Source organism: Georgenia muralis, from assembly GCF_003814705.1.
Taxonomy (GTDB): Bacteria; Actinomycetota; Actinomycetes; order Actinomycetales; family Actinomycetaceae; genus Georgenia; species Georgenia muralis.
On the sequence record NZ_RKRA01000001.1, the window covers coordinates 2850585 to 2873425 of the forward strand.

At 74.6% G+C, this 22841-nt stretch carries 19 protein-coding genes; 12 read left to right on the plus strand and 7 right to left on the minus strand.

Going from position 1 to position 22841, the window contains the following annotated elements; genetic code table 11:
- Positions 1 to 22: 22 nt before the first annotated feature.
- From EDD32_RS12820 to EDD32_RS12830, 3 genes are all read right to left on the minus strand, one after another.
- Positions 23 to 1159 (minus strand): AAA family ATPase, encoded by a 1137-nt coding sequence (locus EDD32_RS12820; protein ID WP_123918054.1) that lies wholly within the window; start codon positions 1157 to 1159, stop codon positions 23 to 25.
- Positions 1159 to 1695: a YbaK/EbsC family protein gene (locus EDD32_RS12825; RefSeq protein ID WP_123920523.1), complete on the minus strand. Its 537-nt coding sequence runs from the start codon at positions 1693 to 1695 to the stop codon at positions 1159 to 1161. Before EDD32_RS12825 ends, EDD32_RS12820 begins: the two co-directional genes overlap by 1 nt.
- Before the next feature lie 146 nt (positions 1696 to 1841).
- Positions 1842 to 2369, minus strand: a complete 528-nt coding sequence (locus EDD32_RS12830) for a YbhB/YbcL family Raf kinase inhibitor-like protein (RefSeq protein ID WP_123918056.1) — start codon at positions 2367 to 2369, stop codon at positions 1842 to 1844.
- A 158-nt stretch (positions 2370 to 2527) separates the two neighbouring features.
- Here EDD32_RS12830 and EDD32_RS12835 point away from each other — a divergent pair, with 158 nt between their 5' ends.
- From EDD32_RS12835 to EDD32_RS19550, 6 genes are all read left to right on the plus strand, one after another.
- The gene (locus tag EDD32_RS12835; protein WP_170175284.1) at positions 2528 to 4315 is read left to right on the plus strand and encodes an SNIPE associated domain-containing protein; all 1788 of its coding nucleotides are present in this window, start codon (positions 2528 to 2530) and stop codon (positions 4313 to 4315) included.
- Positions 4312 to 4497, plus strand: a complete 186-nt coding sequence (locus EDD32_RS12840) for a hypothetical protein (RefSeq protein ID WP_123918060.1) — start codon at positions 4312 to 4314, stop codon at positions 4495 to 4497. Before EDD32_RS12835 ends, EDD32_RS12840 begins: the two co-directional genes overlap by 4 nt.
- Before the next feature lie 410 nt (positions 4498 to 4907).
- Positions 4908 to 5906 (plus strand): hypothetical protein, encoded by a 999-nt coding sequence (locus EDD32_RS12845; RefSeq protein ID WP_123918062.1) that lies wholly within the window; start codon positions 4908 to 4910, stop codon positions 5904 to 5906.
- Between the two features lies 1 nt (position 5907).
- Positions 5908 to 7584, plus strand: a complete 1677-nt coding sequence (locus EDD32_RS12850) for a DNA polymerase Y family protein (protein WP_246006122.1) — start codon at positions 5908 to 5910, stop codon at positions 7582 to 7584.
- A 166-nt stretch (positions 7585 to 7750) separates the two neighbouring features.
- Positions 7751 to 8629 (plus strand): hypothetical protein, encoded by an 879-nt coding sequence (locus EDD32_RS19545; protein ID WP_123918064.1) that lies wholly within the window; start codon positions 7751 to 7753, stop codon positions 8627 to 8629.
- Complete coding sequence (locus EDD32_RS19550) at positions 8626 to 8997, plus strand: GntR family transcriptional regulator (RefSeq protein WP_123918066.1); 372 nt, start codon at positions 8626 to 8628, stop codon at positions 8995 to 8997. The genes EDD32_RS19545 and EDD32_RS19550 overlap by 4 nt, the downstream gene beginning before the upstream one ends.
- A gap of 39 nt (positions 8998 to 9036) precedes the next feature.
- On the opposite strand, the gene EDD32_RS12865 is transcribed toward EDD32_RS19550, so the two are convergent.
- Positions 9037 to 10959 (minus strand): LTA synthase family protein, encoded by a 1923-nt coding sequence (locus EDD32_RS12865; RefSeq protein ID WP_123918068.1) that lies wholly within the window; start codon positions 10957 to 10959, stop codon positions 9037 to 9039.
- Positions 10960 to 11240: 281 nt separating this feature from the next.
- On the opposite strand from EDD32_RS12865, the gene EDD32_RS12870 reads away from it, so the two are divergent.
- The 3 genes from EDD32_RS12870 to EDD32_RS12880 all read left to right on the plus strand — a co-directional run bounded on the left by EDD32_RS12870 (position 11241) and on the right by EDD32_RS12880 (position 15776).
- Positions 11241 to 14861: an error-prone DNA polymerase gene (locus EDD32_RS12870; protein ID WP_123918070.1), complete on the plus strand. Its 3621-nt coding sequence runs from the start codon at positions 11241 to 11243 to the stop codon at positions 14859 to 14861.
- Between the two features lie 123 nt (positions 14862 to 14984).
- Positions 14985 to 15230: a DUF6191 domain-containing protein gene (locus tag EDD32_RS12875; protein WP_123918072.1), complete on the plus strand. Its 246-nt coding sequence runs from the start codon at positions 14985 to 14987 to the stop codon at positions 15228 to 15230.
- A 102-nt stretch (positions 15231 to 15332) separates the two neighbouring features.
- Positions 15333 to 15776 (plus strand): hypothetical protein, encoded by a 444-nt coding sequence (locus EDD32_RS12880; protein WP_123918074.1) that lies wholly within the window; start codon positions 15333 to 15335, stop codon positions 15774 to 15776.
- 48 nt (positions 15777 to 15824) lie between these two features.
- Here the strand turns inward: EDD32_RS12880 and EDD32_RS12885 are convergent, their stop codons facing one another.
- Together EDD32_RS12885 and EDD32_RS18865 are read right to left on the minus strand one after the other, a co-directional pair.
- Positions 15825 to 17165, minus strand: coding sequence for an AI-2E family transporter (locus EDD32_RS12885; RefSeq protein ID WP_246006123.1), 1341 nt, complete (start codon positions 17163 to 17165; stop codon positions 15825 to 15827).
- Between the two features lie 29 nt (positions 17166 to 17194).
- Positions 17195 to 18175 carry an aminoglycoside phosphotransferase family protein gene (locus EDD32_RS18865; protein ID WP_170175285.1) on the minus strand — a complete coding sequence of 327 codons (981 nt, stop codon included), beginning with the start codon at positions 18173 to 18175 and terminating at the stop codon, positions 17195 to 17197.
- A 297-nt stretch (positions 18176 to 18472) separates the two neighbouring features.
- On the opposite strand from EDD32_RS18865, the gene EDD32_RS18870 reads away from it, so the two are divergent.
- A complete protein-coding gene (locus EDD32_RS18870; RefSeq protein ID WP_170175286.1) occupies positions 18473 to 18934 on the plus strand; it encodes a hypothetical protein in 462 nt (153 codons plus the stop codon).
- 91 nt (positions 18935 to 19025) lie between these two features.
- On the plus strand, positions 19026 to 19931 hold the full coding sequence (locus EDD32_RS12895; protein ID WP_123918078.1) for a D-hexose-6-phosphate mutarotase: 906 nt from the start codon (positions 19026 to 19028) through the stop codon (positions 19929 to 19931).
- Positions 19932 to 20047: 116 nt separating this feature from the next.
- Here the strand turns inward: EDD32_RS12895 and EDD32_RS12900 are convergent, their stop codons facing one another.
- A complete protein-coding gene (locus EDD32_RS12900) occupies positions 20048 to 22066 on the minus strand; it encodes an HNH endonuclease (RefSeq protein ID WP_170175287.1) in 2019 nt (672 codons plus the stop codon).
- Between the two features lie 246 nt (positions 22067 to 22312).
- On the opposite strand from EDD32_RS12900, the gene EDD32_RS12905 reads away from it, so the two are divergent.
- Complete coding sequence (locus EDD32_RS12905) at positions 22313 to 22738, plus strand: Fur family transcriptional regulator (protein ID WP_123918082.1); 426 nt, start codon at positions 22313 to 22315, stop codon at positions 22736 to 22738.
- Positions 22739 to 22841 lie beyond the last annotated feature (103 nt).

Here is a 22841-nt window from a genome sequence, read left to right on the forward strand (position 1 = left end):
CGCTCACGTCGCCGCGCCGCCCTCAGGGCCAGCGCCAGGCGGGTCGGTCCAGCGGGCCGTCCCGGCCGACGACGACCGTCTCGCCCGCCGTCTTCGCCAGCTCCACGGTGAGCGGCTCCTCGCCCTCCGCCGCCACCGCGCCGGCCAGGTCGGCGGAGTGGGTGACCACCACCACCTGGGTCGACCGGGCGGCCCGGGCGATGGTCCGCGCCAGCGCCGGCAGCAGCGACGGGTGCATCGACTGCTCCGGCTCGTTGAGCACGACGAGCTGTGGCGGGCGTGGGGTGAGCAGGGCCGCCGTCACCATGAGGAAGCGCAGGGTGCCGTCCGAGAGCTCGGCGGCTCGCAGCGGGCGAAGGAGGCCCGGCTGGTGCAGGAGCACCTCGAAGGTGCCCTCCCGGACGGCGATCTCGAGCCGGGACCCGAAGGCGTCGTCGAGCGCGGCGGTGAGGTCCCGACGCCCGCCCATCTCGTCGATCGTTGCCAGGGCCGCGGCGAGGTCGGCGCCGTCGGGCGCGAGCGCGGAGGTCCGTGAGCCCGGCTGCGGCATCCGGGCCGGGGCGCCGGCGTCGGTCCGGAGGTGGTCATAGAGACGCCAGGAGCGCAGCTCCTCGCGCAGCGTCACCAGCTCGGGGGAGCGGCGCGGGTCCGCGACGACGTCGAGCATCGACTCGTGCGGACGCGCGGTGGTCGTGAGCGTGGCCCAGCCGGTCTCGTCCCGGGTGCGCACCAGCGGCCCGCGACGCTCGGTGAGCACCGTGGCGGGCCGGGCGATCGAGCCGCCCCACACCGTCTCCTCCTTGACCTCCGGGTCGCGGGCGAACGCGCTGCGCTGGTCGGTCTGCGGCAGGCCGAGCTCGACGGCGTAGCCCGTCTCGTCCCCGGCGACGCCGAGCGCCACCCGCACCGGTCCGCGCCGGACGGTCCCCTCGGTACCCCCACCCTGCTCCGGACCCGCCCACAGCGCGGAGGCGAGACCACCCTCGCGGGCCAGGGCCGCCGGCGCTCCTTCCCGCGCGGTGGCCGCCAGGAGGTGCAGCGCGCGGTAGAGGTTGGACTTGCCCGAGCCGTTCGCGCCGGTGACCACCGTGAGGGGCCCCAGCGGCAGCACCACGTCGCGCAGGGACCGGTACCCCCGCACCGCGACGGTGGTCAGCATCAGGCCGTGGGGACCCCGAGGCCCTCGACCACCTCGACGCCGGGGAAGCCCACGAGGACCTCACCGGGCAGGAGGAGCTTCGAGCCGCGGACGCCCGAGCCCACGATCGCCGGGCCGACGGCGACTCGCGCGTCCACGAGCAGACGCCACGAGGCCGGCACCCCGATCGGGGTGATCGCCCCGTACTCCATCCCCGAGGCCTCGACGGCGCGCTCGGTCGGCCAGAACGAGGCCTTGCGCACGTCGAGCATGCGGCGGACGGTGGAGTTGACGTCGGCGCGCGTGCTCGCCCGCACGACGCACGCCGCGACCCGCTCCTCGCCGTCGCGTCGGCCCGCGACGAGCACGCAGTTGGCCGAGGCGCCGAGCGGGAGGCGGTACGCCTCGGTCATCGCCAGGGTGTCGGCGAGGTCGGGGTCGATCTCCGCGACGCGGACCTCGGCGACGGCGTCGGGCTCGGTCGCCGCCCGGGCGGCCAGCGCCGCGCGGACCGGCTCGGCGAGGAGATCGGGTCGGTCGAGGGCGGGGACCCACAGGAGGGTGCCGAAGGCGACCGACTCCTCCCCGAGGACAGCCGTGGGCTCGGGCGCGTGCCCGGGCGAGAGCGCCTCGCCCGCGGCGAGGGAGGTCTCCGAGGAGGTGCCGCTCGCCGTGCTCTCACCCGGAGCCGGGACGTCCGTGCTCACCGCTGGTAGGTCGCCACGAGGATGCCCCGGGCGAGGGTGTGGAAGACGGTCCGGACCGCGACCTTCGTGGGCGAGTCGTCCTCCTCCAGCTCCATGGTCTCGGTGTCGAGGGCGTGGACGACGAAGTAGTAGCGGTGCTCGCGGTCCCCGGCGGGCGGCGCGGCGCCCGTGTACGTGTGGTCGCCGTCGTCGTTGCGGACGTGGAAGGCGGCCCCGGGCAGCATGAGGTCGGACTCGCCGGCGCCCTGCTCGAGCTCGGTGGTGTCGGTGCCGAGGTCGAGGACGGTCCAGTGCCAGTAGCCCGACGGCGTGGGGGCGTCGGGGTCGAAGCAGGTGACGACGAAGCCGCGGGTCTCCGCCGGGAAGCCGGACCACGCCAGCTGGGGGGAGACGTTGCCGCCGCCGGCGGCGTGGAGGTCCGCCATCCGCTCGCCGTGCACGAGGTCGGTGGAGGTGACCGTGAAGGACGGCACGGCGGGCAGCTTGTCGTAGGGGTCCTGGGCGAGGGGGCGGTCGAGGTCCACTTCATCCTCCGGGAGTCGGCGACGGCGTCGCTCACAACCTACGGCCTGCACGGGCCGGTCCGCTCGACGTGGCGCGATCGGTGCGGCAGGCACCGGACGGCGGGCGTGTCCAGGCAGTAGCGTGTGGCCCGACACCCCTGGGACGTGGGAGGACAACGGTGGCTGAGGTCGATCACGGAGCCGCGCCGGCCGGCTGGTACCCCGACCCCGAGGACGCCGCCTTCCTGCGACGGTGGGACGGGTTCTCGTGGACCGACGAGCGCCTGCCCGCGACCCGTGCGGCGCGCCGGTCCCTCCGCACCGGTGGCGCCGCCGCGGCGGCGTCGTCGGCCGCCCACGCCCCTGCCGCCCTCGCTCCGGCCGGTCCGGACCTCGAGCGGCTGCGTGAGGAGGCGCGGGCTGATGCGGAGAGGATCCGGTCGGAGGCGCGGGCCGAGGCCGAGCGGGTCCGGGCCGAGCTCGCCGAGGCCGAGGAGGAGCTGTCGGCGGTGCGGACCCGGCTCGAGCAGGGCCGGGACCAGCTCGCGGCGAGCAAGGGTGAGCTCGAGACCCGGCAGGCCCGGCTCGCGTCGCAGCAGGAGGACATCGCGGCCGGGCGCGCCGAGCTCGAACGCCAGCGCGCCGAGCTCGACGCCGGCCGCGCCGAGATGGCCGCGATGGAGTCCGAGGCCGCACGCGCGGCCGACCTCTCCCGGACCGAGCTCGCCCGCGAGCTCGACGCGCGGCGGGCGGCCCTGGCGCAGGAGGAGCAGCGCAGCCGGGCCGAGCTGGCCCGCGAGATCGAGACGGGCCGGGCCGAGCTCGACCGGCAGATCCAGAGCGGCCGGGCCGCGCTGGCCGAGGAGGAGCGGAGCCGGCTCTCGGCGCTCGGCGAGGAGGAGGAGCGCCGTCGTGCGGGCCTCGAGGAGGAGACGCGTGCGCACCTGACCGAGCTCGCCGACCGGGATGCGGCCGCCGCGGCTGCCGTCGCCGCGCGGGAGTCGGAGCTCGCCGCGCGCGAGACCGCCGCGGCGGAGGAGATCGCGGCCGGACGTGCGGACCTCGACGCGCGCCGGGCCGAGCTCGTCGCCCGGGAGGCGTCCGTCGGCGAGGAGCTCGCCGCACGGGTGGCCCGGGTTCAGGAGCAGGAGGCCGCGGCCGCCCAGGAGCTGACGCAGCGGCGGGCCGACCTGGCCGAGCTGACCCGCGCGGCGCAGGAGGCCGCCCGGCTGGTCCAGGACCGTGAGAGCGAGATCGCGCGCCTGGAGGAGGAGAGCCGCCGGCTCGTCGGGGCGCGCGAGGCGGAGCTGGCTCAGCTGGCTGACCGGAGCGAGCGGCTGGGCGCCGAGGTGGAGGCGCGCCGCGCCGACCTCGCCGGCCTCGAGGAGCAGATCGCGGCGTCCCGCGAGGCGCTGGTGGACCTCGGCGAGCGGGTCCGGCTGCAGGACACCGGCCTGTTCGACTACCACCACCCGGCCGAGGACTCGGTCCGGCTCACCGCCCGCCTGGCGGCGCTGCGCAAGGCCGTCGTCGAGATGCTGCGCGACGGCGCCGCCATCACCGCCACGAGCTCGTTCAAGGTCGGGCACTCCGCGAGCAAGGGGCGCCAGATCGTCGAGGAGATCACGCAGCTGGGCCTGCGGGCGTACAACGCCGAGGCGGAGAACGCCCTGCGCACGGCGACGGTCGGGTCGATCGACGGGGCCCTGACGCGACTGCTGCGGGCGCGGGACGCCGTCGCCAAGCACGGTGAGCCGTTCGGGGTGGCGATCACGGACCAGTACCACGCGCTGCGCGTGCAGGAGGTCGAGCTGGCCGCCGAGCACCGCCGGCACCCGGAGCAGGTCCCGGCGCAGCAGCCGGACGCGGTCCCGCAGTACCAGCCGTACAACGAGGGGGCGGCGCGCGCCTGGTCGGCCCAGGGCGTGCCCGGCCCGTATCCCCGTGGCGTGGGTGAGCTGTCGTGACGGACCTTCCGCCGCCGTCGCCCCGCGACCGGGTGGACGTGCCCGAGGGGGGATCGGCTCTCCCGCCCCCGGCGACGGCGGACCGTGTGGAGCTGGACACCTCCGGTTCGCGCGTGCTCCCGTGGCTGGTCGCCTCGGCCCTCCTCGCGCTCGCGGTGCTGGTGTTCCTCCTCCTGGGCTGATCCGGCCCGGGCGGGCCTCTGGGCTGATCTGGGGCGAGCTCGTCGAGCGCCGCCGCCCGGCTCGGGCTGCTTTCCGTCTGAGGTGCACCACGGCCGCGACGAGTCTGCACATCTGGTCGTGGATCGCGACCATCTGAGCAATCTCGTCCGGTGGTGAACGGACGGCGCCACGGGCGGAAGCACCGAGTCGCTCATCTGGTCGTGGATCGCGACCATCTGAGCAATCTCGTCCCGTGAGGAGGGCTCGGAGCCGGTCTGGACCGTCGATGTCGGTGGTGGCGTGAAGACTTCCGGCGCGGGTACGGGGCCGGCGGGGAGACATGCCGAGCCGGTTGACAACCGGCTCTCCCCGACCAAGACTTGAACGCGTCGAACGCACGTTCGATCAGGCCGTCGAGGAAAGGATGGGCATGGCGACGACGATGCTCGCGACCCTCCCCGGCCGAGCCGAGTCCCCGGACCTCGCCGACGATCCCGCTGCCCGTCTGGCCCGGGCGCGGGCGGCCCTGGGTCGTGCGGAGGCGGCTGCGGGTCTGCGTACCCGGCTGGGAGCCGTGTCGGCCGCGCCGGCCGCCTCCCCCGATGCCCTGACGGGCCCGGCAGCTGCCTCATCTCTCGACCGGTCGGTCGGTGTCTCGTCCGAGCCGGTCGCCGGTGCCGCGGCGGGACGGGCGACCGGGGTGTCCGCACCTGTCCTGCCGGACACCCCCGACCGGGCCGTGGGTCACGTCGGGGGGACGTTCCCCGTGCCCGACGCGCTCGCCCCTCTCTTCCCCGGCGGTGTCCTCTCCCGCGGCAGCGTCGTCCAGGTGGCCGGCTCCACCTCCCTCGTCCTCGCTCTCGCAGCCGCCGCGAGCCAGGAGGGGGCGTGGTGCGCGCTCGCGGCCCTGCCCCACGTGGGGTGGCGGGCCGCGGCCGGGGCGGGGCTCGACCTCGACCGCGTCGCGGCGGTCCCGGCTCCCGGTCCTGACGCCGTCTCGGTGGTCGGTGCGCTGGTGGACGGCTTCGACGTCCTCGTCGTCGGGCGCAGCCCGGCCCTGACCGACCGGGACCGCCGGCTCGTCGCCGCCCGGATCCGGACCCGCGGCGCGGTGCTGCTCAGCACCCACCCGTGGCCCGGCGCCCACGTCGTGCTGCAGGCGACCCGGCCGGCCTGGCAGGGTCTCGGTCAGGGGTGGGGCCACCTGGTGGAGCAGGAGCTCACCGTGTGCGCCGCCGGGCGTGCGGGAGCCGCCCGCTCGGGGGAGGTCCGGGTGCGGGTCGGCCCCGACGGGGTCCGGCCACCGGCGGGCGAGCCGCTGGGTCCTGCCCGACCGGTGGACGCCCGGTCGGCGGACGCCGGGTCGGTGGGCGCCGGGCCGGTGCCCACCGGCGGGCCGCTCGACGTGCCGCTCCTGCGGGCGGTGTGAGGTGCCCACCGCCGCGCGCACCGGAGCCGCCACCACCACCGCGGCGCGCCCCACCGCTTCGGCATCCACCGCCACCACCGCGGCGCGCCGGGTGGTGCTGTGGGTGCCGGACTGGCCCGTGGCAGCCGCGGTCGCCGAGGGGCTGGTCGACCCCCAGGTGCCCGTCGCCGTCCACGACGGGCGCGGCGTCCTCGTCGCCTCCGCGTCCGCCCGCCGGGCCGGGGTGCGGGCTGGCATGCGGCGCCGCAGCGCCCAGCAGCTGTGCCCCGGGCTCGAGCTGCTGCCCGCCGACCCCGTCCGCGACGCCCGCGCCTTCGAGCCCCTCGTCCAGGCGGTGGAGACCGTCGTCGCCGACGTCGAGGTCGCCCGTCCCGGGATGGTCGTCTTCCTCGCCCGCGGACCGGTGCGCCACGTCGGCTCCGAGGACGCCCTCGCCGAGCTGCTCGTGGGCACGGTGGCCGCGGAGACCGGGGCCGAGTGCCAGGTCGGCATCGGCGACGGGCTGCTGGCCGCCACCCTCGCCGCCCGCGCCGGCGTCCTGGTTCCCGCCGGCCGGGAGACGACCGCCGCCTTCCTCTCCGGTCAGGACGTCGCGGTCCTCGCCCACGCCGCCGGCACCCGTCAGGCCGTGGCTGAGACCGACGAGCTCGTCGACCTGCTGCGCCGGCTCGGGCTGCGCACCCTGGGTGCCTTCGCGTCCCTGGGGACCGGCGACGTCGCCGCCCGCTTCGGCACCAGGGGACTGGCGGCCCACCGCCTCGCCCGGGGCGAGGACGCTCGTCCGCCGGTCTCCCGGCGGGTGGAGGACGACGTCGTCGCCGCCACCGAGCTCGACCCGCCGGCCGCCCGCTCCGACGTCGCCGCGTTCGCCGCCCGGTCGCTCGCCGAGCAGCTCGCCGAGCGGCTCCTGCGCCGCGGGGTGGTCTGTGCGCGGCTGGAGGTCCGGGCGCGCACCGAGGACGGTGCCGAGCTCGTCCGCACCTGGAGCATCGACGGGTCGCCCACCGCAGCCGAGCTGACCGACCGGGTCCGCTGGCAGCTCGAGGGCTGGCTCGCCGGCCGCTCCGGCCGGCCGCCGTCGGCGCCCCTGACCCACCTGGACCTCACCGCCCAGGAGGTCAGCCCCGCCGGTGCCGTGCAGGACGGGCTGTGGGGGCGCTCCTCGCGTGGGCAGCTCCAGGCCGCCCGGGCCGCTCTGCGCGTCCAGGGCCTGCTCGGCGCCGAGGGGGTCCTCGTGCCCGTCCTCCAGGGCGGGCGTGACCCCCGCTCGGCCGCCCGGCTGGTGGCCTGGGGGGACGACCCCGCCCCGCTGCGCCGTACCGACGCCCCGTGGCCGGGTCAGGTGCCCGAGCCCTGGCCCGCCACCGTGCCGGGGGAGCCGGTCGAGGTGCGCCTGCTCGACGACACCGGCGCCGAGGTCGTCGTCGACGAGCGGGGGAGCGTCAGCGGCCCGCCCGTGCGGGTCGTCGTCCCGCCGCCGGCCGCCGGACGACCGACGCCCGCCGTGGAGCCCGGCCGGTACCAGGTTCGGGCCTGGGCGGGTCCGTGGCCGGTGCGCGAGCGGTGGTGGTCCGGTGGTCGGCCGCGGGTCTACCTCCAGGTCGTCACCGACGACTCGCCCGCCCTGCTGCTCGCCGTCGAGGAGGGGCGGTGGCGGGTCGAGGGGGTCTATGACTGAGGAGGCGTACGGCTGCTGCGACTGAGGAGGCGTACGGCTGCTGGCGACTGCGGCACGCCGGCCTCCGCGAGGTCCACGGCCGCGGACTCGTCCGGTGTTGACGGGCCGCGCCTTCCTATGTCAATGTGTCAGCACATTGATTCATTGGTCTGATGGAGGTCGCCCCGTGTCCGTCTTCGTGCTCCTCGTGGTGCTCGTCCTCGCCGTCCTGCTCGTCGTGGCCCTTGCCGCGCTCGCCGCGGCGGCGGTCGTCGTCGCCGGCCGCGGTGCCCCCGCGGCTCCGCCCGTGCCCGCATGGCGCCGGGCGGTGCGCCGTGTCGACACCATCTCGCTCGTCGCCGCGGCCACGGGGATCGTCGGGGCGCTCGTGGCGGCCACCGTCCTGCCGACGGCGTTCGTCTCTGCCACCGCCACCCCGGGGCTCCTCGCCGCGCTGGGCCCGGTCCTCGCCGGAGCGGTCTACGTCCTCACCCTCGCCCTCGGCGAGCTGACCTGGCCCCGGCCGCAGGGACAGCGGCGCGAGGCCTTCCTCGTCCGTCGCCCCGCCCTGGCGCCCGCGGGCCACCTCGCCGCGCGGCTCGTGCTGGTCTGGCTGGCGCTCGGTGCGGTGGTCGTCCTGGTCGCCGGGCTGATCGCGGAGCCGGACGGCCGCTCGGTCGGCACCTCGACCGTCGACTCCGGGGGGCAGCTCCTCTCCAGCTCCGCCGCCGGCCCGTTCCCCGGCTGGCCCTACGGCGTGCCGGTGCTCGTGGGTATGGTCGCCCTTGTCCTGCTCCACCTGTGGGTGCGCCACCTCATCACCCGCCGGCCCGCCGTCGCCGAGGTCGCCCCCGAGGAGGACGTGCGCGTGCGGGCCCTGTCCGCCACCCGCGTGGCTCAGGGGGTCCAGCTCGCCCTCGCCGTGACGATCGTCGGTCTCCTGCTTGTCGCCGCCGGGGCGCTCGCCCGGGTGGACCTCACCGTCGTGGCCTGGGGGGCCGGGCTCCTCGCGGCGGGGATCGCCGTCACCGCCGTGGTGGGGACCGTGCGTCCGGTGCGACCGTGAGCGTGCGCGTCCGGGTGGACCTCGGCGGCGGCGTCCCGCCGTACGAGCAGATCCGCGCCCAGCTCGCCTCCCTCATCGCCGCCGGCGCCCTCGCGCCGGGAACCCGGCTGCCGACGGTGCGCGACCTCGCGGCCGACCTCGGCGTCGCCGTCGGGACCGTGACGCGGGCCTACCGCGAGCTCGAGGCCGTCGGGGCGGTCCACTCCCGGCGGCGCACCGGCACGGTCGTGGCCGAGGGGGCGGGCCGCGGCGACGACGGCCTCCACGACGCCATCCAGCGCGTGGTGGTCCGGGCCCGGGCCCTGGGCCTGTCCGACGAGGAGCTGCTCGGGCTGGTCCGCGGGGCGCTGCTCTCCTGGGCGCAGTAGGCGACGCGACCGACCGTCGGTCGGCACGTCAGGACGACCTCAGTCGCCCGCCGGCACCTCGAGCATCTCCCGGGCCACGTGGCCCTCGCCGACGACCATGTCGTACTGCACGAGGCGGTAGTCCTCGAGGAGCTCCTTGCCCCGAGGGGAGAGGTCCGCCTCGGTGATCTCCTCGCCCTCCGGGTCGAGCATCATCGTCCGCTCCATCGCCGGGACCTCCCGCGAGAGCTCGTCGAGGAGGGCGTTGTACGGCGTCACGGGGGCGCCGACGGTGGCGAGCATCTGGTTGACGAGGAAGTTCGGCCCCAGCACCGGCGGGGTCTCGACCTTCTCGGTGGGGAAGTTCGCCCAGACGAACCACGGCGTCTCGTACCGGGTCCGCTCGTCGTTGAGGTCGAGGACCGCCTCGGGCCAGGACGAGGGCAGGTGGTCGCCGTAGAGCAGCACGACGGTGCGCTCGTCCAGTGCCTCGAGGTCGGCCACGAGGCCGGCGAGGGCGTCGTCGGAGTGGGCCAGCCCCCGCACGTAGTTGCCCAGCCGCTCGGTCCGGGCGTCGTCGATGGGGCCGACGACGTCGACCGGGTCGTCGTACTTCCCCGACAGCGGCCCGTGGTTCTGCATCGTCACGACGTTGGCCAGGAGCGGCTCGTCCGACGCGCGGAGCTCGTCGAGGAGCTCGGTGAACGTCGCGGCGTCCGAGACGTGCGGGTCGCGCTCGATGGTGTCGGTGTGGGTCATGTCGTCGCGGAACTCGGCCCGCTCGAAGCCGAGGACCGGGTAGGCGTCGTCGCGCCGGTAGAAGCTCGCCAGGTAGGGGTGGATCGCGAGGGTGGCCCGGTCCGGCGCACCGAGGCTCCACAGGAACGAGGGGAACTCCGACCGGTGGGGCACGAGCGCCTGGAACGGCGTGTGCACCTGGGCCTGGAAGTTGTACAGCGCCATGCCGGTCAGGACCTCGAACTCCACGTTCGCCGTCCCCCCGCCGAAGCCGGAGCTGAGCATCGTCCCCGACGTCGTCGACGCCATGAGCGAGCGGGTGTAGGGCAAGGGGTCGAGCCCCACCTCCACCCCGTCGAGGTTGAGGGGGTCGGTGAAGGTCTCGGCGAGGACGATGACGACGTTGGTCTCCGCCAGGGCCGCCGGGTCCCGGGTGGAGTTCGTCTCGGCAGCGACCGCCCGGTACGTCTCGACGATCTCGGTCATCCGGGCGGCGTCGTAGCCCTCGGGGCGCTCCATGGCCGGCGCGGGGACGTTGTAGAGGGTGCCGGTGACGAAGCCGTTGCGGGCGTAGTTCTCGGTCTGGTTCCACGGCGCCCAGGTGGTCCCGGCGTCCTCGTAGATCTCCCGGACGGGGTTGCCGGGCTGGTTGAACCCGGCCGCGGAGACGAGCACGAGCGCGGAGAGGACGCCGGCCACGGCGCGCAGCGCGTACGCCGGTCGCCGGGCGAGGAGGGGCTCGGGGCGGGGGCGACGGCGGCGCACCAGGCGCACGAGCGCCCACGCCAGGACCGGCAGGGCGATCGCGGCGAGCGCGAGCGCAGCCGCGACCGTCGGGCCGACGGTCTCGACGAGGAACCCCGGCTGGAGGAGGTAGATGGTGTCGGAGGGGTAGACCGGCTCGGTGCGCTGGAGCATCTTCTGGTAGTCGGCGAAGGCGATGACGGTCGCCACCGCCAGCGCGATGCCCGCCGCCGCCCACAGCCGGCCGGTGAGGGAGAAGAGCAGGACGACGAAGGACCAGACCAGGAAGATCCCGAGCAGCACGAGGTCGGTCGGCAGGCCGGTGAGGCGCTCGGCCGTCGGCACCCACGGGTCGTTGAGGGCGTGGACGGTCTCCAGACCGATCGTGATGACGGCGGCGACGACGATCGTCAGGGCGAGCTGGAGCGCGGCCAGGGCCAGGCGCCTGGCCGTCGATCGGCGGCCGGGCCGTCGCGCGGCCCGCTCGGTCTTGAGGAACATGCCTGCCGTTTCGTGGTGCCGGGCTGCCCCGCGGGTCGGTGCCGGGCGGGGCGAGGGGAGGAGCGGATAGGAACACGTGGTGGCTGGTCGGTGAACCGACGGTGACCGGTGGAAGAACAACGGTACCCGCCGGTGGCGCCGGGCCGGGTCGGGGAGGTCGGTGGGGGAGGTCGGTGGGGGTCGCATCGGGGCCGGGAGGGGGTGCGGTCGGGTGGCTGTCCCAGGGGCGGGTTGCCCATCCCCGGCCATCGTGTCGAACGATTGTTCGATACGATGTCGTGATGGTCGACGCCTATGCCGAGCTGCACGCGCACTCGGCCTTCAGCTTCCTCGACGGGGCCAGCGCGCCCGAGGAGCTGGCTGCGGAGGCCGCCCGGCTGGGCCTGTCCGGCCTGGCGCTCACCGACCACGACGGGCTCTACGGCGTCGTCCGCCTCGCCGAGGCCGCCCGCGGGCTGGGCCTGCCCACCGTCCTGGGCGCCGAGCTCGGTCTGGGCACCACCGGTCGCGCCGGGGCCCACGAGGGTCCCGGTGGGGTCCCGGGCCTGTCGGGCCGACCCGACCCCGACGGCACCCACCTCCTCGTCCTCGCCCGCGGGCCGGAGGGGTACGCGCGGCTCTCCACCGCGATCGCCGAGGCCCACCTCCACGCCGGCTCCAAGGGGCGTGCGGACTACGACCTCGAGGACCTCGCGGCCCGCGCCGCCGGGGAGTGGCTGGTCCTGACGGGGTGCCGCAAGGGGTCGGTGCGCCGTGCCCTGCAGTCGGGCCGTGGCGGGGCGCCGACGGCGGAGGGGGCACGCGCCGCCCGCGCCGAGCTCGACCGCCTCGCTGCGCTGTTCGGCCGGGACAACGTCGCTGTGGAGATCACCGACCACGGCGCCCCGCTCGACTCCGCCGTCGCCGACGCCCTGGCCGAGCTCGCCGACCGGGCCGGGCTGCCGCTGGTGGCCACCGGCGGCGTGCACGCCGCCCGGCCGGCGGACCAGCCCCTGGCCGACGTCCTGGCCGCCACCCGGGCGCGGGCCTCCCTGGAGGAGATCGACGGCTGGCTGCCGGCGTCCCCGTCCCACCTGCGCTCGCCGGCGGAGATGGCCGCGCGGCACCGTCGTCACCCCCGCGCGGTGTCGACGTCGGTCGCGCTCGCGGCCGAGTGCGCCTTCGACCTCCAGCTCGTCGCCCCCAACCTGCCCCCGCACCCCGTCCCGGCCGGGCACACCGAGGCCACCTGGCTGCGCGAGCTGACCTACCGCGGCGCCGCCGAGCGGTACGGCCCGCGGGGGGCGGAGCGCGTGCCGGGTGCGTACGCGATGATCGAGCACGAGCTCGAGGTCATCGTCGACCTGGACTTCCCGGGCTACTTCCTCATCGTCCACGAGATCGTCGACTTCTGCCGGTCCCGGCACATCCTGTGCCAGGGACGCGGCTCCGCCGCGAACTCCGCGGTCTGCTTCGCGCTGGGGATCACCGCCGTCGACGCCGTCCAGCACCGGCTGCTCTTCGAGCGGTTCCTCTCCCCGGGGCGCTCGGGGCCGCCGGACATCGACCTCGACATCGAGTCCGGCCGGCGCGAGGAGGTCATCCAGTTCGTCTACGACCGCTACGGGCGCACCCGGGCGGCGCAGGTCGCCAACGTCATCTCCTACCGGCCGCGCTCGGCGGTGCGTGACGCCGCCCGGGCCCTGGGGTACGACGTCGGGCAGCAGGACGCGTGGTCGAAGTCCATCGAGCGGTGGGGGAGCCTGCGACGGCCCGACGACGGGCAGTCCGGGCGCGAGATGCGCACCCGGGACGGGCGGGCCGCCTCACCGGCCGACGACCTCGCCGGGATCCCCGAGCCGGTCATCGACATCGCGGAGCGCCTTCTGCGTCTTCCACGGCACCTGGGCATCCACTCCGGCGGCATGGTGCTGTGCGACCGGCCGGTCATCGAGGTCTGCCCCGTGGAGTGGGCCACGATGCCCGGTCGCACCGTGCTGCAGTGGGACAAGGACGACTGCGCCGACGCCGGCCTGGTCAAGTTCGACCTGCTCGGCCTGGGCATGCTCACCGCCCTGCGGCTGGCGTTCGACGCCGTCAACGCGCCGGGCTACGCCGCCGACGCCGCCGACGCCGCTGATGACGCCGACGCCGAGCCGGTTGCCGCCGACACGCCGTCGCCGCTCGGGCTGCACTCCCTGCCCCAGGAGGACCCCGCGGTCTACCACCTGCTGCAGGCGGCGGACACGGTGGGCGTCTTCCAGGTCGAGTCGCGCGCCCAGATGGCCACGCTGCCGCGCCTGCGGCCGGAGAACTTCTACGACATCGTCGTCGAGGTCGCCCTCATCCGCCCCGGCCCCATCCAGGGCGACTCGGTCAACCCCTACATCAACCGGCGCCTCGGCCGGGAGAAGGTCACCTACCTCCACCCCCTCCTCGAGCCGGCGCTGTCCAAGACCCTCGGGGTGCCGCTGTTCCAGGAGCAGCTCATGCAGATCGCGATCGACGTCGCCGGGTTCAGCCCCGCCGAGGCCGACCAGCTCCGCAAGGCCATGGGCTCCAAGCGCTCGACCGAGCGGATGGAGGCGCTGCACGGCCGGCTCCTCCAGGGCATGGCCGGCAAGGGCGTGAGCGGCCCGGTGGCCGAGGCGATCTACGACAAGCTCAAGGCCTTCGCCGACTTCGGCTTCCCCGAGTCGCACGCCTTCTCCTTCGCCTACCTCGTCTACGCCAGCGCCTGGCTCAAGGTTCATCACCCCGAGGCCTTCTTCGCCGCGCTGCTCGCCGCCCAGCCGATGGGCTTCTACTCCCCGCAGTCGCTGGTCGCCGACGCCCGCCGGCACGGTGTGCGCGTGCTGCGGGCGGACGTCGCTGCGTCTGCGGCACTGGCGGGGGTGGAGCGCGTGGCAGACGCCGGCGGGTCGACGGCCGACGGCGGGTCGACGGTCGACGGCGGTTCTACGTCGGCCGCCGCTGACGGTGGCGCTGCGCCGGTCCCCGCCGACGGCGATGACAGGCCGGTCTCCGCCGTCGCCCATCTCGTCCGCCCGCACCCCCACCTGGCGGTGCGGCTCGGCCTGGCCCCCGTGCGCGGCATCGGGGAGGCGACGGCGGAGCGGATCGTCGCCGAGCGTGAGCGCGGTGGCCCGTTCGCCGATCTGCCCGACCTCGCCCGCCGGGTCGACCTCAGCGCCGCCCAGCTCGAGGCCCTGGCCACCGCCGGGGCGCTGGGCTGCTTCGGGCTCGAGCGTCGCGAGGCGCTGTGGGCCGCGGGGGTGCTCGCGGGGGAGCACGGCACCCGGCACGGGACGAGGCCGCGGCGTGGTCCGGCACAGTCCGGCCGGCCCGGTGCCGCGCAGTCCGGCCGACCGGCAGCCGCTCGATCCAGCCGTCCCGGTGCCGCACCCCCCGGTCCTCCCAGGGCGCAGCCTGCCGGTGCCCCGTCCGGCTGGTACCAGCCGCCGCTGCCGGGCACCGCCGTCGGCGCCGACGCCCCCGGGCTCCCGGTCATGGACCCGGTGGAGACCGCCGTCGCCGACGTGTGGGCCACCGGGGTCTCGGTGGACACCTTCCCCACCCAGTTCCGCCGGGAGGACCTGCGGGCCCAGGGGGTGCTGGCCGTGGGGGAGCTGGACCGGTGCACGCCGGGGGAGCGGCTGCGGGTCGGCGGGGTGGTCACGCACCGCCAGCGTCCGGGAACCGCGGGCGGGGTGACGTTCCTGTCGCTGGAGGACGAGACCGGGCTGCTCAACGTGGTGTGCTCGGCGGGGTTGTGGAGCCGCTACCGCCAGGTGGCCCGGACCTCCGCCGCCCTCGTGGTGCGTGGCACGCTCGAGCGGGCCGACGGCGTCACCAACCTCGTCGCGGACCACCTCGAGCCGCTGAGCCTCCGGGTGGCTTCGACCTCGCGGGACTTCCACTGAAGCCTGCGGCACCACCCGTGCACCCCGCGACCCTTTCAGTGCAACGCGCGACCTTCCCATCAACCCGCGACCCTTCCGCCCCGCGACCTTCCCGTGAGCTGCGGCCGCGCGTAGGTTGACGGTGTGTCCGAGGTCTTCATGATCGTCGAGCCGGGGCTCCGCCACCTGCTCGAGGAACGGGAGCGCCGCCGTCACGAGGTGCAGATCCCGGGCTCGGCCGCGCCACCGTTCGGGATCGACCTGGACGCGGGTGTGGCGTACATCGATGTGCCCCCGGCAGACTCCGCCGCCGCTGTCACCGACGCCGCCGACGCTGTCACCGACGCCGCCGACGACGGTGCCCGACCTGGCGCCGCAACCGACGCTTGACGCCCTGATCCGACACCGCGCCAAACGCACGCGTTCTGCGCTCGCAGTGTGGTTTCCTACGGCAAGCACCAACCCCCACGGACCGAGAGAGAGCACTCGCGCATGCATGAGTCGAACCGCGAGGCCGGGGCCCCGCAGAACCCGTACGCGCAACCCGACCCGGGTGCCCGGCCGGCGCAGCCGCCGTCGGCCTACCAGCCGCCGACGTTCGGCCAGCAGGCGGGTGTCGCGGCGTACGCACCCGCCAGCAGCGGCGCGGGACTCGCCGCCGAGAAGAGCCGCAAGGCCGACACGGCCGTCCAGCTCTCGCTCGCCTTCGGCATCATGGCCATGTCCTGGCTTCCGCTGATCTTCGGTCCGCTGGCGATCTGGCAGGGGAACAGGGCCGAGTCCATGGGGAGGTCGGGGACGGTCGGACGGACCCTCGGCTGGATCGCCACCCTGCTCGGGCTCCTCATGCTCGTCGCGATCGTCGCCTGGGTGTACTACCTGCGGACCGGCGGTCTCGAGCGGCTCCTCTCCCAGCTACCCACCACCGGGGTCTGACGCCGCTGACCTGCGAGCGGGCCCACCCCGCAGACCTGCGAGCGGGCCTCAGGCGCGGACGGGTGCGTCGAGCTCGTCGTCCAGCGGCGGCTCGACCGAGCGCAGGGCCGAGTAGACCGCCCACGTCACGGCGATGAGCGGGATCGCGATGATCGCGCCGAGCAGGCCGCTGAGGAAGGTTCCCGCCGTGACGCCGAGCGCCACGACCACCGGGTGGAGCGACACCTGCTTGCCCATGACGAGCGGCTCGAGGATGTGCCCCTCGATCTGACCGATGAGCGCCACGCCGATCGTCACGATGAGTGCGGCCACGAAGCCCTCGGCAGCCAGGGCCACGACCGCGGCGACCACCATGGCGATCGGCGCGCCGATGAGCGGGATGAACGCGCCGATGAAGACCAGCACCGACAGCGGCGCGGCGAGCGGCACCCCGACGATGGTCAGCAGGGTGAACGCCATGAGGGCGTCGGCGAAGGCGACGATCATCGTGCCCCGGGCGTACCCGGAGAACGTGTACCAGCCGGCCGTCGCGGCGACGTTCGTCCGCTCGCGGTTGCGGGCGGGGAGCTGGGTGAGGAACCAGCGCCACATCACCTCGCCGCGGGCGAGGAAGAAGATCGTGACGAACAGGCTCAGGGCCAGCACCGTGAAGACCAGCGCGACGGACCCGGCGTTGCTGAGAACCTGACCCACGAGGTCGGTGGCGTTCTCCTGCAGGTAGCTCGTCGCGGCGGCGATCGCCTCGTTGATGGCGTCGTTGATCTCGGCCTGGCTGAAGTGGAACGGCAGCGGGCCGGTCTCGAAGAACTCCAGGATCGTGTCGATGCCGTCGCTGAAGCGGGTGGCGAGGGACTCCCACTGCCCGGCCACCGAGGAGATGACGTAGGTCAGCATCCCCGCGACGATCGCGAACGACAGCAGCAGGCTCACCACCGTGGCCAGCGGTCGTGGCATGTGCCGGGCGAGGGAGGTCACGACCGGGTCGAGGACGGAGGTCACGACCAGCGCCAGGAACACCGCGATGAAGACCGCCTGGATCCGCGACGTCGCGAACACGACCATCCCGACGACGATGACCACACCGATGAGGAACCACGCGATCGTGCCGTACTTGCGCAGCCACCTCGGCACGCCGTCGTCGGGGAAGGAGGCGTGGGCGGCGCGTTCGGGCATCCGCCGGACGGACAGCCTGCCCGCCGACGACGGGCGCATGGCCCGGGCGGGCATCGTGAGCGTCAGCGGCGGCCGGGTGTCGGCGGCGACGTGCGGCTGGGCCACCACCTGGTCGACGGACGACGGGCGTGAGGGCCGGTAGCGCAGGGGCGCGCGGCGGATCTGCCGGCCCATCTGGCCCAGCAGCCTGCGCGACCGATCACCCATCGATGCCATCGCGCTCAGTGTGCCGCACGGGCACCCTCTCAGCCTGCGAGACGCGACCAGACACGCGCCTGGTCCAGCTCGGCGAGCGCCCCGGTGCGGTCACCGAGCTCGGTCGCCCGCCAGAGGGCGGACTCGCAGGTCCGGGCCAGCGCCCACGCGGCGACCCGGTCGCGGTCCAGCCCCGTGACGGCGCAGACGAGCCTGGTCCGGGCGCGCAGCTCCGACGCCGGTGACGGCTCACGGAACGGGTCTCCCGTCTGCGCGAGCAGCGGCCACGGGTCGTAGGCCGGGTCGCCGACGAGCGGCTTGGGGTCGATGGCGACCCACCGGCGTGCGACCCCGTCGTCGTCCGCGATGAGGTTGCCCGGGTTGAGGTCGCCGTGCAGCAGCGTGGTGCGCGTGGCGCCGCCCGGGAGGTGGTCGAGCAGGTCGGCCGCTGCGGCGAGGAGCCCGGCGTCGGCTCCCAGGTCGGCGCCGTGCCGCTGCGTCCGTTCACGAAGCCGCGCGGCCAGCTGGGGGGTGACCGCCCCGAGGTCGCGGATGGTGGGGGGACGGTTTCCCGGGGGGTCTACCTGGAGCCCCGCCAGCACCGACGCGGCCGCCTCGAGGCGGACCTCGACCCGTTCCTCGCGCAGGCGCGGGTCCTCCTCGACCGCGTGGCCGGGCCGGCACCGCCGGAGGAGGAGCGTCCAGCCGTCGTGGTCGAGGAGCTCGGCCACCGCGGTACCTGCCCACAGCTCGAGCGCGTCCGCCTCGCCGGCGGCCTCCACGTGCGGGAGCACGATCTTGACGACGGCGTCCTCACCCCGGCGGGTGCGGGCCGGTGCGGTCCAGGCGGTACGTCCTGCCGTGAAGGGGGCGCCGATGCGCAGGCCCCAGCGGGTCCGCGCCTCGTCCACGAGCCGAGGCAGCTCACGCAGCCACGCCCGGCCCGCGGCGGTGCCGCCGAGCTCGCCCAGCGCCGCCGGGACCGGCACCGCACCGGTCGGCAGCGATGCGTCGTCACGGGCGTCGCTCAAGACGTCGAGACGCTCGGCGCGATCTCGGTCGGCGACGGCCCGACCGTCTGACTCGCTGTCGGGCGCCCGTTCACCGTCAGGGAGGGGGGTGTAGGCGGGCACGGCGGGCTCCGGTCGTCGGTGCGGATGGGCTCGTCCGAGAGTACGGCGCAGGCGGGTGGGCGCCGACCGGGTGAGCGGGTGGCGGGCCACCGTGGCAGGCTGATGGTCAGGACCGCGGCAGCAGGACCGCGACGGAGTGAGCGGACGGCATGGCCGGACCGCAGGGCCGGCAGTGCGAGAAGAAGGAGAACGACCGTGGCGAAGATCAGCGGGATCATGAAGCTGGCGATGGTGGCCGGACCCACCGTGGTGGAGGTCGTGCGCAAGTTCGGCCCGACCCTCACCAAGGCCATGAAGGAGAACCCCGAGGTCTTCCGGGTCGTCCAGACGCAGGTCGACCGGATGGCGAAGGCGCGCAGGTCCGGCCACGGGTCCGAAGGGCTGCGCCGCCGCGTCAACATCCTGCGGGACCAGGTCGCCTACCTCCACGCCTCGGCCGACGACGCGCGCGAGACCAGGCGCGCCGAGGAGTGGCGTCGTCAGCTCGACAAGATCGACGCCTCGATCTCCGTCCTCGGTGCCATGGGCAAGGAGACCGCCACCCGCGAGGAGGACCACATCGGCAAGCGGATCGACAAGCTCTCCGGCGAGATCCTCAGCGCCTTCATCGACGAGCAGGAGGAGGACGCGCAGCTCGGTCGCGGTCCCGCCTACTGACGTCGCCGCACGCCGGGGCCCGACATCTGCGCAGCCGACAAGATCGTGCAACAGGTGGTTGGCCGGGGGGAGCGGGTCTAGCGTCGGCTCCATGACCACCGCGATCACCGTCGATCTCCCGCCCTCCGTCGCCCTCGTCGAGGCGAGCGGCGGGCTGCCCGCCCTCCGGATCTCCACCCCGCTGGCCGAGGGAGAGGTCTACCTCCACGGAGCCCACGTGACGGGCTGGGTACCTGCCGGCCACGACCCGGTGGTCTGGATGAGCAAGGCGTCCAGGTTCGCACCGACGGAGCCCATCCGCGGCGGCGTGCCGATCTGCTTCCCGTGGTTCGGTCCGGGACGCGAGCCGGGGATGAGTCCCGCCCACGGTTTCGCCCGCCTCGCGGACTGGCGGCTCGTCGGGGCCAGCGACGACGACAGCGTGGTGACGCTGACCTTCCGGCTCGGGCACGAGGACGTCGAGGGGTCGGCGGGTGCCGAGAAGTGGGCCCACCCGTTCGAGGCGACGTACACGGTGGTCATGGGCAGCGAGCTCACGGTGTACCTCGCCGTGCGGAACCCCGGCGACGAGGAGTACTCCTACGAGGAGGCGTTGCACACCTACCTCCACGTGCAGGACGTCACGGCCGTCACCGTCGAGGGTCTCGACGGCGCTCGGTACCTGGACAAGGCCCCGGACGGCGGTCCCTACCTCAAGACGCAGAGCGGTCCGGTCACCTTCACGGGCGAGACCGACCGCGTCTACCACTCGAGCGGGTCCGCGGTGGTCGTCGACCCGGCGCGCGCACGCACGATCACGGTGTCGAAGGAGAGCTCGGCCGACACCGTCGTGTGGAACCCGTGGACTGCCAAGGCCGCCGCCATGCCGGACTACGACGATGCGGAGTGGCCGACCATGGTCTGCGTGGAGACGGCGAACGCCCTGGACAACGCCGTCGTGCTTGCGCCGGGTGCGACCCACACGATGTCCGCGACGTACGCCGTGAGCCACGCCTGAGTCGCTGGTGCCTCGCCCGGGCACGGTCCTGTCCGAGGCGCTGCGTCCCTCCGGTTCCAGACCGTCGAGGCGCCGCGCGCCCTACCGGTGCATCAGCCCACTCGAGGCGAGCCGCCCTAGTAGGCGGGGACGCCGGCGCGGGGCAGTCTGGTGGTGGTGCCGTTGGTCTCGCGCCGGTAGCGGTGGCCGGACGGCGTGGTCCACTCGAAGATGCCGGGCGAGGGTTGGATGACGGTGAAGAGGCCGTCGGTCTTGAGGACGTGGCCGCCCTCGCACAGGGGTCCGAGGTCGTCGCGGTCGGTGCGGCCGCCCTGCGACCAGGCCAGGGTGTGGTCGATCTGGCACATCGCGGCGGGCGCTGTGCAGCCGGGGAAGACACAGGTTCGGTCGCGCGCTCGGATGAACGCAGCCAGCGCCGGCGGCGGACGGTAACGAGTGCGGCCGACGTCGAGCAGTCCTCCGGTGAGGGGATCGGTGACGAGCCTTCGCCAGACGCCCCCGGTTGCCAGGGCGCGGGCGACATCCGGCGTGATCGGACCGTAGCCACGGAGCTCTGCCACCTGGGCAGGGTCGGGCCAGATGAGCGGCTCCGGTTCGTCGTCCTCGCCCGGGGTGCCGGCCGCCGGGTCACCGGGTCTGGCCGGTTGTTGCCCGCCCGGCGGCGCGCCCGGGCCAGCCGTGGCTCCGGTCCTCGAGCTGCGTGTGGCACTCGTGCCCGACGGGGTGGTGCTGGTGGTCCCGGCATCGGCCGCGGCCGGATCCTGCACGAGAAGGGACAGCGGGATGGTGACGTCGATCTGGAGCCTGCCTCCGGCGGCCTGGGCAAGGCGCATAGGTCGGGGCGTGGAGGCGAAGGCCCCCTCGATGCGGGGGATGGCCCACCCGGTGCAACCGGCCGTCCGACTCGACGTGCTCGTGCCGCGGCTCGCGGTTGTGTCCTGCTGGTCGGGCGGTGGTGCGCCGATCCAACCGGTGGCGAGGGCCTGCTGAGCCATGACCATGGCGGCGTCGTACCGGAGCTGGTCACGGGTACGTCGGTCACCGGCCGCCTTGGCGGCCGCGGCGGCGGCGTCCAGGACGAGGTCGAACGCGGCGAGCTCGTGGACCGGGCCGGTCAAGGTCGCCGAGGCCATGGCGTCGGGCAGCGGGGCGGGATGGGTGACCCGGCGCTCGCGGGCGGCGCGGTGGTGGCGGTTGGCGGCGTCGTCCGGGTCGACGGCGATGAGGGTCTTCGTGATCTGGCGCGTGAGCTGGTGCACGGTCGAGCCGGGGGCGTCGCGGAGGATCTCGTCCTGGACGAGCCACGCGACCTGCGCCGAGGCGTTCCACAGGTGGGACACGATCGCCTCGGCCTTCGCCACGTCGATCTCCCCGGTGAGGAGCTTGTCCCCGGTCGGGGCGAAGGTCTCGCTCATCGCCCGACCGAGCCGGACGAGCTTCTGGCCCTGGGTGCGGGTCGTGCCGAGGCGGATCGCGAGCTCCTCGGGGGTCCCGTTACGGACGGGGCGGGGGTCACCCACCAGCGGTGCCGTGGACATGCCGTCCTTCTCGGCGAGGGCGGCCGCGGCCAGCGCCGCCATGCCGGCCGCCCAGCTCTCCAGCCGCTTGTACGCCGCGACGATCTCCACCGCCTGGTAGGGGTCGACCTGGGTGACGTCGATGTCCTCCAGAAGCGCCGCCAAGGACGCGTCGGGTTCCATCTGCTGCCACGCCGCGGGCCTGATGGACTGACCCAGGGGCGGGTTGACCGGGGGCGGGCCGGTGTAGCGGTCCATCGCCTCGATCTCGGCCACTGTGGGCTCGTTATCCGGCTCGGGCGACTCTTCCACCCCGCCGCAGTACTCCAGCAGCCAGTCCACCGTGGACTGGTCACCCTCGATCTTCGCCTCGGTGATCAGCCCCGAGAGTCGTGCCACCTCGGCATCCCACTCCGCACTGCCTTGCGCGACGATCTCGTCCACGTCGCCCGCAAGGTGCTCGCACACCCCGCCGACGCGGGCCACGAGGCAGCAGTCTGCAACCCCCGAGCAGTCCCACTCCGGCCAGGTCGGCTCGACGGCTCCGTCGGTGGCAGCGGTGTCGGTGCCCGTGCGGCAGACGGCACCCTCATCACGGTTCGCGGGCTCGCGGGTCATCTCCGCCACCACATCGACCACCTCATCTCGACGTCGAACCGCTGTACGAGGAACGCTAGGCCGAGGTACTGACATCGACCCCGGCGGGTGTGGACCGCGGCTGACACGGAGGTGGAGCCTGCGCCAGACGAGATGCGTCCCGGCTCATGTCATGAGGCGTCATGGCTGGTCAGTGATGTGTTCCGCGAGCCGACAGGCGCGACCTTCAAACTTGAACGGTTCCAGAAAAGGTGATTGAGTGACGTTATGGCCGTCACCCATCCGGAATTGCTCCGCTCTGCGGGACTCCGGGTCACGGCGCCACGGGTGGCTGTCCTCGAGCACCTCGAGGGTCACCCCCATGCCGATGCGGACGCGATCGGGACCGCCGTGCGCGAGCGTCTCGGCGCCGTCTCGACCCAGGCGGTCTACGACGTCCTGCGCGCGTTGACCACGGCCGGTCTCGTCGAGCGGATCGAGCCGGAGGGTTCGCCAGGACGCTACGAGCTGGCACGCGCGGACAACCACCACCACGTCGTCTGCCGAGGGTGCGGCGCCGTCGCGGACGTGCCGTGCGCCGTCGGCCACGCACCTTGCCTCACGGCGAGCACGGACCAGGGCTTCGTCATCGACCGGGCCCAGGTCACCTACTGGGGCACGTGCCCCGACTGTCTCGCCGGGCCCGTCCGCTGACTCCACCGATGCTCCGCCCCGGCGCATCGGTGGAGTCAGCGGCCAGCCGCGTGGCGGGGGTGCTGCTGCTCCCGGCGCCCACCACGGTCCGACTTCCCAGCAG